Annotated in this window: 10 protein-coding genes; 9 read left to right on the top strand and 1 reads right to left on the bottom strand. The window is 41.9% G+C overall.

Annotation, left to right across the window (positions count from 1 at the left end; translation table 11 throughout):
- The first annotated feature begins 43 nt into the window (after nt 1-43).
- The 6 genes from RQ973_RS01645 to RQ973_RS01620 all read left to right on the top strand — a co-directional run bounded on the left by RQ973_RS01645 (nt 44) and on the right by RQ973_RS01620 (nt 3205).
- The gene (locus tag RQ973_RS01645) at nt 44-499 is read left to right on the top strand and encodes a GNAT family N-acetyltransferase (protein ID WP_311522579.1); all 456 of its coding nucleotides are present in this window, start codon (nt 44-46) and stop codon (nt 497-499) included.
- Between the two features lie 85 nt (nt 500-584).
- Entirely contained in the window at nt 585-1334 is a 750-nt protein-coding gene (gene truA / locus RQ973_RS01640; RefSeq protein WP_311522535.1) for a tRNA pseudouridine(38-40) synthase TruA, read from the top strand.
- Nucleotides 1324-2097, top strand: coding sequence for a bifunctional hydroxymethylpyrimidine kinase/phosphomethylpyrimidine kinase (locus RQ973_RS01635; protein WP_311522534.1), 774 nt, complete (start codon nt 1324-1326; stop codon nt 2095-2097). The genes truA and RQ973_RS01635 overlap by 11 nt, the downstream gene beginning before the upstream one ends.
- Complete coding sequence (locus tag RQ973_RS01630) at nt 2075-2542, top strand: ECF transporter S component (protein WP_311522533.1); 468 nt, start codon at nt 2075-2077, stop codon at nt 2540-2542. Before RQ973_RS01635 ends, RQ973_RS01630 begins: the two co-directional genes overlap by 23 nt.
- Nucleotides 2543-2591: 49 nt before the next feature.
- Nucleotides 2592-2816: a YqgQ family protein gene (locus tag RQ973_RS01625; protein WP_000646475.1), complete on the top strand. Its 225-nt coding sequence runs from the start codon at nt 2592-2594 to the stop codon at nt 2814-2816.
- Between the two features lie 5 nt (nt 2817-2821).
- Nucleotides 2822-3205 (top strand): rhodanese-like domain-containing protein, encoded by a 384-nt coding sequence (locus RQ973_RS01620; protein WP_049548145.1) that lies wholly within the window; start codon nt 2822-2824, stop codon nt 3203-3205.
- A gap of 180 nt (nt 3206-3385) precedes the next feature.
- On the opposite strand, the gene RQ973_RS01615 is transcribed toward RQ973_RS01620, so the two are convergent.
- Nucleotides 3386-4111 carry a pseudouridine synthase gene (locus RQ973_RS01615; protein WP_311522532.1) on the bottom strand — a complete coding sequence of 242 codons (726 nt, stop codon included), beginning with the start codon at nt 4109-4111 and terminating at the stop codon, nt 3386-3388.
- A 475-nt stretch (nt 4112-4586) separates the two neighbouring features.
- Here RQ973_RS01615 and RQ973_RS01610 point away from each other — a divergent pair, with 475 nt between their 5' ends.
- The 3 genes from RQ973_RS01610 to RQ973_RS01600 are packed head-to-tail and all read left to right on the top strand — an operon-like array spanning nt 4587 to nt 15323.
- On the top strand, nt 4587-5285 hold the full coding sequence (locus tag RQ973_RS01610; RefSeq protein WP_281335325.1) for a class B sortase: 699 nt from the start codon (nt 4587-4589) through the stop codon (nt 5283-5285).
- On the top strand, nt 5285-5911 hold the full coding sequence (locus tag RQ973_RS01605; RefSeq protein WP_281335326.1) for a hypothetical protein: 627 nt from the start codon (nt 5285-5287) through the stop codon (nt 5909-5911). The genes RQ973_RS01610 and RQ973_RS01605 overlap by 1 nt, the downstream gene beginning before the upstream one ends.
- The gene (locus RQ973_RS01600; protein WP_311522531.1) at nt 5895-15323 is read left to right on the top strand and encodes a DNRLRE domain-containing protein; all 9429 of its coding nucleotides are present in this window, start codon (nt 5895-5897) and stop codon (nt 15321-15323) included. Before RQ973_RS01605 ends, RQ973_RS01600 begins: the two co-directional genes overlap by 17 nt.
- Nucleotides 15324-15331: the final 8 nt, after the last annotated feature.

Here is a 15331-nt window from a genome sequence, read left to right as displayed (position 1 = left end):
AAGAGTATAATAGTTGGATGTAGGAGAAGTTTTAGGAACAAATATGAAAATTCACTTTGAAAAAGGACTTCAGTTAGAAAATGCCCAACTCATTTGTCAGTGGTCTAATGCTTTGGGAGAAAGTTTTCAGAAACAATGGATGGGACCAAAGATTTTTTATCCCTTGATTGCCCAATCTTTGCAAAAGATGGAAGGGATTTTTTCCATTTTTGTTGGAGAAGAGTTTGTAGGCATCATCCAGAAAATCAAACTAGAAGATAAAAATCTTCATATTGGAAGATTTCTCATAGCTCCACATAAGCAGGGGAAAGGATTAGGTAGAAAAGCTTTTCAATACTTTCTTCAAGAAATGTTTGAAAATGAAGAAATAGAAAGTATTTCCCTAACGGTTTTTGAGTCAAATCAAATAGCTAGAGACCTCTACCAAAAAGAGGGATTTGAAATTGTTCAAACCATTGAAGTTCCAGAACGAAAATACATAATGAGAAAATCTAGGTAGGGACTAGATGATACCAAGAACTGTACCCGTACAATTTTTGGTTTTCAAACTTGTTGCAGAGAAATTTTCTTGATAAAATAGATACATGACTAGATATAAAGCAATCATTTCCTATGATGGCTACGCTTTTGCTGGTTTTCAGCGGCAACCTCATGCGCGTAGTGTTCAGGAGGAAATTGAAAAAACTTTAACCAAATTAAATAAAGGACAAGCTATTACCATTCATGGCGCTGGGCGAACGGACAGTGGCGTTCATGCTTTAGGACAGGTCATCCACTTTGATCTTCCCTATCAGATGGATGAGGAGAAACTTCGCTTTGCTCTCGATACCCAAAGCCCTGAAGATATCGATGTGATTTCGATTGAGATTGTGGCCGATGATTTTCATTGCCGTTATGCCAAGCATAGCAAGACCTACGAGTTTATCGTGGATAGAGGACGTCCTAAAAATCCTATGCGTCGCCATTATGCGACTCATTATCCCTATCCACTCGATGTGGAGCGGATGCAGCTTGCTGTAAAAAAACTGGAAGGAACGCATGACTTTACTGGTTTTACAGCATCAGGAACTAGCGTGGAGGACAAGGTTAGGACGATTACAGAAGCTAGTCTTAGGGTTGATAAAACAGGGCAGTTTTTGACCTTTACCTTCTCAGGCAATGGTTTCCTCTATAAGCAGATTCGAAATATGGTCGGAACCCTGCTGAAAATTGGTAACAACCGTATGCCGATTGAACAGATTGACCTCATCTTGGAGAAAAAAGACAGACAGTTGGCAGGTCCAACTGCAGCGCCTAATGGTTTGTATTTGAAGGAGATTCGTTATGAAGAATAATCGTATTTTAGCACTTTCAGGAAATGATATTTTTAGTGGAGGTGGACTGGCTGCTGACCTTGCCACCTATACTTTGAATGGTTTGCATGGATTTGTAGCCATGACCTGCTTGACTGCTTTGACAGAAAATGGTTTTGAAGTCTTTCCGACGGATGAGACTATTTTCCAACAACAGTTGGATAGCCTGAAAAGTGTAGACTTTGGAGGGATTAAGATTGGTCTCTTGCCGACAGTCGGTGTTGCTGAAAAAGCATTGAATTTCATTAAGGAAAGATTAGGAGTTCCAGTAGTCTTGGACCCTGTATTGGTTTGTAAGGAAACGCACGACGTTGCAGTCAGTGAGCTCTGTCAAGAGTTGATTCGCTTTTTCCCTTATGTATCAGTGATTACTCCGAATCTTCCTGAGGCAGAGTTGCTTGCAGGCCAAAAGATTGAAAGTCTGGAAGATATGAAGGCTGCAGCGCAGAAATTACATGACTTGGGTGCACCAGCAGTGATTATCAAGGGTGGAAATCGCCTCAGTCAGGATAAGGCTGTGGATGTCTTTTATGATGGGGAGAATTTCACGATTCTTGAAAATCCAGTTATCCAAGGACAAAATGCTGGTGCAGGATGTACCTTTGCATCAAGTATTGCTAGTCAGTTAGTCAAGGGAGAGGAACTATTACCAGCAATTGAAACTTCCAAAGCCTTTGTTTACCGTGCCATTGCACAAGCAGATCAATATGGAGTGAGACAGTATGAAGCAAACCAAAACAAGTAAAATCGCCCTATTATCAATACTAACTGCCCTATCGGTAGTTTTAGGTTATATTGTCAAAATCCCAACCCAAACAGGAATCTTAACTCTACTAGATGCTGGTATTTTCTTTACTGCTTTTTATTATGGAAAACGGGAAGGAGCTATTGTCGGAGGTCTAGGAGGTTTCATTATTGACCTAATCTCAGGTTATCCTCATTGGATGTTTTTCAGCTTGCTTTTCCATGGCTTGCAGGGTTACTTTGCAGGTTTTAAAGGAAAATGGCAGTGGCTTGGATTGGTTTTGGCAACTTTTCTTATGGTAGCTGGATATGCATGTGCGACTTCTTGGATGAAAGGTTTGGGGGCAGCCCTAACAGATATCCCTCACAATTTGTTGCAGAATTTTGTTGGAATGATTGCTGGGTATCTTCTATATCGGAGTATCAAGAAAATTAGTAAGCAGTAAAAATAGTCTTCCATGGGAACTATTGAAAAAACTCTGATTATTTGCTAAAATGAAAGCTATGAAAACACTCTATGATGTGCAACAATTTCTCAAACAGTTTGGTATCATTGTCTACATGGGAAAACGTCTCTATGACATTGAACTGATGAAGATCGAGCTATCTCGAATCTATGATGCAGGCTTGATGGACAAGCTGGATTATCTTGAAGCGGAGGCTGTTCTGCGCAGAGAGCACAAACTAGAATTAGACTATTTAGAAAAAAATGGAGATTAGGTAATATGGTAACTTGGGTATTATGGGGACTTATTGTAGCGATGTTGGCTTGGATGGGATACAACTACCTTCGCATTCGTCGTGCAGCGAAAATTGTAGACAATGCAGAGTTTGAGTCTTTGATTCGTACAGGTCAGTTGATTGACTTGCGTGATCCAGCTGACTTCCACAGAAAACATATCCTCGGAGCTCGTAATATTCCTTCAAATCAATTGAAGACAAGTCTTGCAGCTCTTCGCAAGGATAAACCTGTCCTTCTCTATGAAAACCAACGTGCGCAACGTGTCACAAACGCAGCACTTTTCTTGAAAAAACAAGGTTTCTCAGAAATCTATATCCTCTCTTACGGATTGGATTCTTGGACAGGGAAAGTAAAAGTTGAAAAATAAGAAATGGCGGTGGGACAGAAATCGATAGACAAAGTCTCGATTTCGTAGTCCCAGCCCCGCGAGGATGATTAGGAGCTTTTTGGAGTCTAAAAGACGAACAAAAAGTTCAATCAGCAACCGCGTCAAAGTTTGATTGCTAATAAAAAGTGAGGTCGGGATCTTTTGTCCCAACCTCATTTTTTAACCACTTTTTCTAAGAAAGTCACGAATGATTGCCAATTCTTGTGAGTTTAGAAGTCGGAAGTCACCTTCTGCTAGTTCAGGGTCCAATATAAAATCTCCAAATTGAACTCGTTTGAGAGCAGTGACCTTGACACCGGCTGAGAGGAACATTTTCTTGACCTGATGAAATTTCCCTTCAGAGATGGTGATGGTGGCTCGGCTGAGACTAGGGCTTGAAGATAGAATCTCAAGCTGAGCAGGTTTACAAATAGTTCCATCAAGAAAAACAATCCCATCTTTAAACTCTTGGATATGGTCGGGAGTCAGTGGCCCATTGACCTCTACTTGGTAAGTTTTATCCACATGATACTGAGGATGGAGGAGTTGAAAACCTAGGGGACCATTATCCGTTAAGAGGAGGAGACCCGTCGTATCCCGATCCAGACGGCCGATGGCGTAGAGTTGGTCAGACTGGAGATGCTGAGGAAGAAGGTCCATGACAGTTGGGAGTTTTTTATCCTTGCTTGCCGTCACGACTCCGTTAGGTTTGTGGAGCATGAGGTAGGTGTGTTCATATCCTTGGATTTTTTTATCTTTGAAAATCAGCTCTTGTAATCCAGTATCAACATTCTGTGCAAGGGAACGAGCAGCGTGTCCATCTACAAAGATTTCTTTTTTCAAAAGAGCTTGTTTCATGGCCTTACGGCTGATTTTTTCCTGGGCTAATAATTTATCTAAACGCATACCAGCCTATCTTATCACAAGTCGGGATTTTTGAAAAGAGAAAGAAATTTTTTTGCAATGTCAAGCCAAGCGTGACAAATTAGTCCGTATGGTTAATTAAGTATCTTTAAAGTCTATTGAGATAACTTAATAAATTTTTACAGATTTATAGCTAGGAGTATTTTGGATTTCTTTTTTTGAGTGGGTCAATGTAACGAATTCTTTCAAAAAGCTTCAATCCTTTCTGATGCATAAATTTGAAATCAGAGTTTGTATGAATAATTTTGATCAGAACAAAAAATAAACATATCCATCGTTTATTATAGAGTTTTGTAATTCTAGTATATTAGATGAACCTATCTTTTCTGTTAGGCTTCATTTTACAATAGGGGAATACAAAAATTCCTAAATATTGTAACAAAAAGGCGTTTTATACAAAAAATGGATTTACAAAGCATACAGATTTCTGATACAATGATAGTATGGGAGCGAGCACATGAAAATTTTGAAGTTTAGTTTATCACTAATTATAATAATTGTGGTGTTATTTTTAGGTTTAAAAGTCTTAGATGGCCTTGAACAGATGGCTGTGGAACAACATTCTCAAAACGCAGTTGAGAAGAAGTTTCATCAGAATCCAGATGTCTTTGCTTGGCTAACAGTTGAAGGGACTCGAATAGATTACCCGGTTGCTCAGCATCCAAGGGATGATGCTTATTACCTTTCTCATGATATAGATGGTGAAGAGACCTATTATGGCGCTATATTTACAGAGCTGGTTAACAAAAAAACATTTGAAGATCCTGTCACGATTATCTACGGACATGCTATGTTAGATGATTCGATGTTTGGGTCTTTAGATTATTTTGCGAAGCCAGCTTTTTTTAAGGAGCATGAACGTATTACGATTGACACCTTGACTCAACATTTTGAATATGAGGTGATGGCAGCTCACTCTTATACAGATGATCATCTTTTTCATACATTCAAATTAGGAAGTCGAGAAGGCCTCAGATATTATTTAGAAACATTACAGATAAGAACATCAGACTATGGGGGATTCTATCGTCAGATTGCTACTGACCCTCAAAAAGATCGATTTTTAATCTTATCAACCTGTGATGCTACTGGAAATGATCAACGATTTGTGGTTACTGCTCGTTTAAAAAGTGTTAAAGAAAGGACAAGTGAATAATGAAAATATTAAGACTCTCAAGGTTTTGGAGACTAGCTATCGGCTTACTGTTTTTAGGAGTGGGGCAACGCCTTCTATTTACAGGTGCGATTTCTCCTGTGATAGTCGAGGAAGGTTTATCACTCATTCTAACCTTATTCAGCCTACTATTTTTAATAATAGGAATAGTTCTTATTTTTCCAATAACAATCTGGTTTTATAGGCAGTACCGATCAGATAAACGTTTAAATCACACTATTCTGATTTACTTGTTTAGTGCAATTTTATGTGGCATCCTCATCGGAGGTTTGGGTCAAGTTTTATACGATCATACAAGTTTGGAATATGGCCATGTCAAGATTGCTATCTGGGCATTTACTACAATTGTACAAACTTTTCTTAAAGTAATCTTATCCTATAGTCTGGTTAGTATTTACAAAGCTTTACCAATTAAAAGTAGGGTAGATCAATTGCGACTACCTGTTCTGGTATCCATGCTTATTGTCGCCTTTTGTTTAGCTATTGCTGTTTGGTTCCCAATACTAGGTTCTTTCGTTTTATCCATCGGCGATGCTCTTATTTTAATTTTTACACTTTATTATTTTATTTATTTTACAAAGGAGAATGCCGATGAAAAGACTGCGTAAGTCCATACAATGGTTATTATTGCTGAGTTTGTTTGTTTCTAATATGCCGTTGATCTATGCGGAAGAAATAAACCAAGCAATTAAACAAGGCCAGGCTGAGGAAACTTATAAAAAATCTGTTACAGAGGCGAGTAGCCAGACTGTTGGTTCTGAAAATGCGAATACAGAAGGATCGACAAGTGCTGAAGCCTCATCAAAACCAGTAAAAGATGGAGGAGACGCCCTTCAACAGCCCAAAGTGGCCAATGGAGAGAGTAAGGAAGAGGCAGAGCTGAAAAAACAATACGGGGCACCAGTAGCGGTTAGTGGGCAAGAACAACTGTTTCGGGTTGATGATACTCACTTTGTGACGCATATTGGTAGTGATATCAAAACATATATTGATAAAGAAGGGGTAGAAGTTCCTGTAGATTTATCTCTATATTCTTATCATGCTAATGGGAAGCATTATTATCTACCAAAAGAATCTCCAGTAGGAGTAGTTCTTCCGAGCGAAGTCAAAAAAGAGACTCCCATTGATATTACTCATAAGGATGATAAAATTTCTTTGTATCCGCTTGATAAGACATACGAACAAGCAACTGTAGAAAAGAATGCGATCTTATATAACAATGTTGATGGCAAAACAGATGTGCAATATACGGTACAGTCTAATGGAGTCAAAGAAGAAATCATCTTAGCCGAGTGGGGTGGGAAGAACTCCTTTACTTATGGTTTGGATGCATCTAAGTATGATGTTTCTTTGAAAGACAATCAAATCCTTGTCCGTGAAAAGGGGGAAACGAAGATCCTCTTTGTACTAACTGCCCCAATGATGGTGGATAGTGTAGGCGCTACAAGTAATGCCTTAACCCTTGGATTGAAAAAAGGGGATGGGCGTCATGAAGTGACAGTCACAGCTAGTAAAGAGTGGTTGTCTGATTCTGAACGTAAGTATCCTGTTCGGATAGACCCGACTGTAACAGTTCCACGAGAAAAAATTCTTGACATTGTTACCTCATCTGTACATGGGCAATACCAAGGTTATGCCTATGGTTATGTTGGATATATGACCGCTGAAATGATGGGAATGGCTGGTGTTCCAGGTGTTCGTGATGTCGGACGCGCGAGGATGTACTTTAAGATTAATTACGATTTTCAAAAGAGTATTCCTAAGGAAGCGCGTATTGATAGTGCGAGTCTAAACATCTATGAATATACGGCACCAGATTCTCAATCAACCCAGTTTGCAGCTTATCGCTTGAAACAAGACTTCGATATCAATAACCTCACATGGGATACTTCTGTGGGCCTTGATATGGAAATTGCAGGAAAAAACGCGACTAGTGGTAAGAAGATTGGAATGCATAACTTTGATATCCGTGAGACTGTGAATGCATGGGTTCAAGGTTTGGAACCAAACTATGGTCTAGTTGTAGCTGCAACCGACGAAGGCTCAGATGGTGGTGCTTTCTACACAACCGAAGCGACGGCAGAAAATGCAGGACAGATTGGATTTACTCCAGACAAGGCTCCAAGTTTGACGATTAATTGGTCCGTTCCAGATCCAGTTGATGTTAATTATCCAATAGGGAACACAACCATCAATCTTCGGACAATGGTGAAGACAGATAAGAAAGGAAAGTTGCAATTTCAGGGAGTCTTTGCGGATGGTCTGACAACGCCGGGTGCTCAGGTTGATTACAATCTTAGTGATACTGCGAAAGACTACAAGGGACAAAGCTCTGCAAGTTTTTCTTACAAATACCCTGATAGTAGTTTCTTTGATGCAGCATTTGAAAAGGGAACGACCAAATATAAAGATAAACTTTCAAACTGGCAGACACAGGTTCCTTTCACAGAACCTGAACTAAACAAGGTTTATACGATTGACGCAGAGAGTAAAAAGGATAGTCAAACTAGTGGTAAAAAATCAAGTGATACTTTCTTGATTTACAAAGTTACCCAGTTTGATACCCTTCCAAAGATTGCGGCATACTATGGAGTACCACTCAATCAACTTGCTTACGATAATCGTATCCAAGATATGATGCTTGTGCAAAACAACACCCTATTTATTCGTAATCCAAGAAAGAATGTTGATAAACCTTATAATCCACCAGCCTTGACATCTAATACCAAGGCAGAAATAGACAGGCTTTTAATGGGTCGTGGTCTTCACTGTGAGTTTGGATTTGAACCTATCAATCTAAACACGGGTAATTTCTACCTAGATCGAACAGATGTTTCTATCACAGATATTGACGGGAAGTTTGAAATTACTCGCGCCTATAATTCTAAAGCAGCAGGCATCAATAGTCTCTTTGGTCGAGGTTGGTCATTTGCCTTTAATGAACAGTTGTCGAGCGATGAAGACCAAAATCTTTACTATACTCGTACAGACGGTTCTATCCTTAAGTTTGCGAAGGATGGAGATGGCTATCGTGCTCCAAGCGGTTATGACCTTACTCTCGAAGTAAAAACAGTTGAAACGAAGAAGGGGGACTTTGGCGGAGACGAAAAAGAAGACTATGATGTTAAGGAATACCGAGTTGTTGATCACAATCATCAAGAGAAAATTTTCAACTATCACGGTCTCTTAACGAGTCAGACAGATGAAAAAGGCAATAAAACAAGCTTTGATTATAATGAAAATTACCAGCTGACCAAGATCACATCTCCTACAGGCTTGGTTTATAATATCACCTATAATACAGATGGCTATATTGGTGCGATTCAAATCCCTAATGGTTCAACTTTGACCTATGAATATGACACGAATGGTCATTTGATTACCTATACGGACGCTACGGGAGTTCCTACTCGTTATGAATATGACGATAAGGGACGTATGACAGCCTGGTATGATGGAAATGGGACCAAGGTTATCCAAAACGAGTACGATGAGGAAAATCGTGTCATCAAGCAAACAGATGGTGCAGGTGCTGTTTCAACTCTTTCTTATAGTGAAGGTCAGACAATCACTACCGATGGAAATGGCAATCAAACCGTATATACTTACGATGAGCAATATCGTACAACTGGCATTCGCTATGCAGATGGAACTAGTGTCTCAAAAACGTATGATGAAAACAACCGTCTGTCAAGCGTGACGAATGAAGCGGGGCAAATAACTCGCTACACCTATGACAGCAGTGGAAACACCTTGACAGAAACGCGTTTCGACGGTGCGGTAAAAACTTCTAGCTATGATGAGAAGAACCATCTTCTGTCTCTCACTGACTTTAGTGGTGCATCAACAGCTCATAGCTATGATGCCAATGGCAATCTAATCCAGACAACATTGCCAGATGGGTCTAAGATTACTTATACTGTCGATCAGCAAGGGCGCATCTTGTCTACAACAGATGCGGCGGGGCATACAACTTCCTTTGCCTATGAAGGTGCGAATCTGGTAAGCCTCACTAATCCTTTGGGAGGCGTATCAACCTTTACCTATAATGCACACAATCAAGTCACTAGCATTACGAATCCTCTCGGTGGGACCAAGACTTTCACCTATGATGCAGAAGGTCGCAAGCTGAGCGAAAAAGATGCCGATGGTGTTGGGACGAGCCATACTTTTGATAAGGCCGGTCAAGTGACAGCTGTGACAGAAGGCAATGGTAATACGACTACCTTCACCTATGATGGTTTTGGCCGTAAAATCGGTGCTTCGAATGGAGAAGGTGGAACCTATAGTTACATTTATGATGGTGTTGGAAACCAGCTTTCCGTGACTGATGCAGAAGGACACACTACTAGCTATACATATGATAGTAAGGGTCGTTTCCTAACAGAAACCAATGCTTCAGGTCAAACGACTACCGTTACTCGTGATGCGCTGGGTCGAATTGTCACTCGAACTAATGAAGCAGGTAATAGCAGTAGCTTGACTTATGATGATAGAAACAATGCCGTTAAAACCATCACAGATGCTTTAGGTCAAGTTACTCAAAATACTTATGACGCAGCAGGAAATATAACCTCAGTTTCTTACCCAATCGGTACAAAGGCAGAGACTACTTATGATATCATGGGTCGTGTGCTATCTTACACCGATGAAGCAGGTCAGACAGTGACATACACCTATGACAGTGTTGGAAATAAACTTAGCGAAACCAAACAGAAAAAGACTACCAGCTATACCTATGATGCATCGGGAAATGTGACAGGTGTGACTTACCCAGATGGTAGCAGTGTTTCATATGTGTTGGATGCGATGGGGAATATCCTGTCCATGACAGACGCCCTTGGAAAAGAAACGACTTATGAATATAGTAAGGCAGGGCGCCTGATCGCAACAACCAATGCCTTGGGTCACCGCACCAGCATGACCTATGATGCCAATGGCAATCAAAATAGTCTTACAGATGCGGCAGGCTATACTGCTAGCACGACTTATACAGGCCAAAATCAAGTTTCCAGTATTACAGATGGTTTAGGCAATGTCACTAAGATGGCCTACAACCAGATGGAACAGTTGACAGAATTGACAGATGCCTTGGGTGGTAAGACTCAGTATACCTATAATGAACTGGGCTATCCGATTCAGGTCACCGATGCCAATGGCAATGTCACTAATATGACCTATACCTCAACGGCTCAACTGGAAGAAGTGACTCTTCCAGACGGAACTACCGTAAGACAAGAATACGATGCCCTTGATCGTCTCATCAAGCAGACGCATTCTAGTGGTTTGGTAACAGAGTACAGCTACGATGCCGCCAACCGAGTAGTGAACAAAAAAGATAATCAGGATCTCAATGAGACCTACACCTACGATAAGGCAGGAAATCGTCTCACTTTAACCAACAGCTTGGGTGAGGTTACCCAATATAGCTATAATGGTGACAACCAACTGACTAAGGTGGTCTACGCAGATAAGACCAGCGAAACCTTTACCTATGATGTCATGGGCAATGTCGCAAGTTCAACAGACCAAGAAGGTAAGACCAAGACTTATCACTATGATCAAAACGGCAATCTGCTTAAGATCGTCGATCATCTGAAACGTGAAACCAAGTATAGCTACGATGCTCTCAACCGAGTGGTGACAGAGTCGGATGCCGATGGCAATACCTCCACTTACGAATATGATGTCCTTGGCAACCTCTCTAAAATGACCGATGCCAATGGCCATTCAAGTAGCTATGGTTATGATGCCAATAAAAAATTGGTACTCTATACAGATCCAAATGGTCAAGCGACAGCCTTTAAGTACGACCCATTAGGACGAATCATCGAAACAGTAGCTCCAACAGGAAGCAAGCAAAGCTTCAGCTATGATGCTTTGGGAAATCGTTTGAGCGAAACGAGTGGCGAAGGACATACAACGACCTACAGTTATGACAGTATGAACCGTGTCAGCAGTAAGAAACGTCCAACAGGTGGAGAGGATCAGTATGCCTATGACACTACAGGTAGCTTGGCAAAAGAAACAGATGCCAACGGTCATAGCACCAACTATGTCAATGACCTTTATGGTCGTGTGACCAAACGCACCTTACCAAATGAGGCAGCATACACCTACGCCTATGATGCCTTGGGACGTCTCACCAAGCAAACAGGTCCACAGGGACTATCGAAAACCTATAGCTATGATGTGTCTGGGAACTTGGTGCAAGAGACAGACCAATCCGATCGAAGCAATCACTATAGCTATGACAAGGTTGGTCGTCTCTTAACGGCTAAGAACGCCCTTGACCTTGAAACCAAGTATAGCTACGATGAAGCGGGGAACCTAGCCAAACTGATCAAGCCGTCAGGTGCTACAACCACTTTTGACTATACGACCCTTGATCAACTAAAAACGATCAAAACGCCAACTGGTCGAACAGTAGAATCAAGCTATGACCCAGTCGGTCAGGTAACCAAACGAACCATCAATGGCAAGCGCGAAACGACCTATACCTATGATCCGAACGGTAATCTCCTTGAGGAGACGAATCCTCTCGGTCAAGTAACCAAGCGGACCTATGATAGCCTCAATCGCCTCACCTCAGAAAGCGATACGGCAGGCCAGTGGACTAAGTATGGCTATGACCACGATAACCATCTCACGAAAATCACAGATGAAGCTGGCGGCGTCGCAAGTATGACCTATGATGCCAATGGCAACCTCACCAGTGTCACATCCGGAAGCAAGCGTGTCAAGACCTACACCTATGACCTAAAGGATCAGTTGCTTACAGCGACACAAGGAAGTGGAGAGAAGGCTTCTACCTCTAGCTATACCTACGACAGTGTGGGCAATGTCACTTCGGTTACGAATGGAAATGGCAAGGTCACAAGATACAGTTATGACCAGCTTTCCAATCTAGTGGAGCGCATGAACAGTCTAGGAGATAAGGAGACCTATACCTACAATGTCAATAACCAGCTCGAAAAAGTAACCAAGTCCGATGGGAAAACCATTAGCTACGACTACAACAAGCTAGATCAACTACTCAAGGTGGAGTATTCTGAAAAGCAAGATGGTCAAGTCCTCTATACCTATGATGCGGATGGTCGTCGGGTGTCTATGAGTGACCTGACAGGAACTAGTCAGTACGCGACCAACGAAGAAGGCGAGATCACGGGTGTTCGTCAGGGAGATGGTAGCCTGATTCAGTACGAGTATGATGCCTATGGCAATATCTCGAAGATGATTTACCCAGATGGTAGCACAGTCTCTTATACTTACGATGAACTGGATCGTCTCACTTCCGTGACAGATGTCAAGGGACAACAGACCACTTATAGCTACAACCCAGCAGGGGATCTGACGGAAGTTAATCGAGGAGATGGAACCAAGAGCTTCTTGACCTATGACAAGGCTCACCGCCTCACCGAACTCCGTCACATGGACAAGCAGGACAAACTCATCTCCAGCTACGGCTATGAGTATGATGATGGTGGCTATATCGCCAAGGAAACCATCAAGCAGGATGGCGAAACCCTAGTCCATACCTATACTTACGATACTCTGGGTCAAGTGGAAAATATGACCGTATCGGATGCATCTGGTAAGGAACTCTCCAAGCTCTCTTACACCTATGACCTAGCCGGCAATAAATTGACCAGCAACGAGACAGTCGATGGTAAGGAGAGCCAGACACGCTTTACCTATGATGACCATAACCGCTTGACCAAACTAGAAGGTCCAGATGGCACTATCACCTATACCTACGACAAGAATGGCAATCGCATCGCTTCTGAGAAGAACTCAGAGAAGCTAGACTATATCTACGATACAGAGAACCGCTTGCTTGCGATCAAGGACAAGAAGGGTCTTCTCATGGCTGCACTTTACGACGGAGATGATAATCGTGTCTTCACTGCTAGTCGCAAGGAAGGCAAGAACACATATCAACTCTTCCAACGCAAGCCAAAGGAAAGCAAGTCAGGTCGTAAGTCGCCATATACAGCCCCAAGTGGGGAAGAAAACTCCCTCTTCTGGTATGGCTTTAGTCAGAATGTCCTCCAAGCTCTATCCACCCTACCACAGACAGTAGGAAGCATCTGGCACAGTATCTTTGACGATGTGTCGAGAGCCTATCACCAGAAAGTGGCTAAGGATCGAGCAAGTAAGGAAGGGATCGTGGTCAACCCACCAGAACTCGGTAACTTACCGGGTCAGGGAGAAGTGACCTATGCCAGTCAGGTTCAGGATGTCCTGATCCCTTACACCACACGAGAGGATACCTACAACTACTACGAGGAACGCAACTATGTCAACGATGTCAATCGTGAACATACAGAAGTCCTCGAAACCTATGATCATGATGGCAAGGCTCGTGTGACCTATAGCTATGGTCAGGGTCGAGCTAGCTACCTCAACAACCAAACAGGTGACAGCTACAACTATTTGACCAACCAATCAGGCTCTGTGACAGGTTTGACCAAGGATGGACAAGCCGTCGCATCCAGTCGCTATAACCTCTATGGAGCAAGAAAGACAAGCACAGATACAACAGGGAATCCATTCGCCTATAACGGCGAAGCCCGTGACGATACTGGACTTGACTATTTACGCGCAAGGTATTATGATAGTCAGGGAGGTACTTTCTTAACCGAGGATAGCTACCCAGGTGAGGAAACAGACCCTCTCAGCCAGAACCGTTACAGCTATGTGCAGAACAACCCCGTCAACTATACCGACCCGAGTGGGCACTTCTGGAACAGTATCAAAAAAGGCTGGAACTATGTTAAGTCAGGTCTTAATTGGGCTGGCAGACAAATTAGTAGAGGCGTTAATTGGGTTGGCAGACAGATTAGTAGAGGCGTTAATTGGGTTGGCAGACAGATTGATAGAGGCGTTAACTGGGTTGGCAGACAGATTGATAGAGGCATTAACTGGGTTGGTAGACAGATTGATAGAGGTGTTAACTGGGTTGGCAGACAGTGGAATAAGGTTCAAACGACCTACAATAGTACAGTCGATTATGTTCAAACGAAATACCAGCAAGCACAAGCTCGTATTCAAGAACTACACTATCAAGCAATTCGTACTGCCTATGCTGTGGCAATAGGATTTAAGGCCTCCCCTACAATCCGAGAAGGCATGAATCTCCTCCGAAACTGGGGAACAGCCTTGCAGAATACCTTAAAACATGTCTGTGATCCAAAAACAACTGGTGCCTCCGATAAGGGAGAAAATAAAGTTCCATCTGTCGCAGACTTTAGAAAGTATGAAGATGCGGCAAGACATGGACTTAGACCGGATCAGAAAGAGCGAATTGATAGGATGACATTAGAGGAGTATCTAAAGGCTCCCCCAATGACTCCTGAGGAAAATGCCTATGCCTCTAATGTAAAATTTGCGAAGTTTAACCAAGAAAATAAAGCTAAACTTCCAACTTTAGCAGCTGAATTCATAGGCTGGAATAATGGAGAACGTTTAGTTACAGGGAAAGATCCACTAACGGGCGAAGACGCAAATCGTTGGGCGGCAGGTGCAGAGTTAGCTGTTGATATTGCAAGTAATTTCTTTCCTATAGCTAAGGCTGGCAAATTAAGGAAACTTGAAAAAGCACTCGATGCAGTAGACGTAGTCAATGATGCTTCAAAAGCTACAAAGGCAGCTGATAAAGCTAAAGATGCTTCGAAAGCTGCAAAGGCAGCGGACAAGGCATCAGACGCTGCTCGTGTGGCGGATAAAGTAGATGATGTCAAAGATGTTAATAAAATTCCTCAATATGTTGAAGATACTATTTCACAGATTAAAAACAATAAGGGTAATCCACCAGATGGATTTAAAGGAGGAAAAGTTTATAAAAATGAGCCTTTAGATGGTGAAGAACTCCTTCCCGATGGAATTACTTATAAAGAGTACGATGTTCATCCATATCAAAAAGGAGTGCGAAGAGGAATGGAAAGAATTGTTATAGGTGAAGATGGATCCATATGGTATACTCAAGATCACTATCAAACTTTTATAAGAATAAAATAAGGGGAATA

It is taken from the genome of uncultured Streptococcus sp. (assembly GCF_963511325.1).
In the GTDB taxonomy this organism is placed as follows: Bacteria; Bacillota; Bacilli; order Lactobacillales; family Streptococcaceae; genus Streptococcus.
This window is presented reverse-complemented; position numbering and strand designations above follow the sequence as displayed.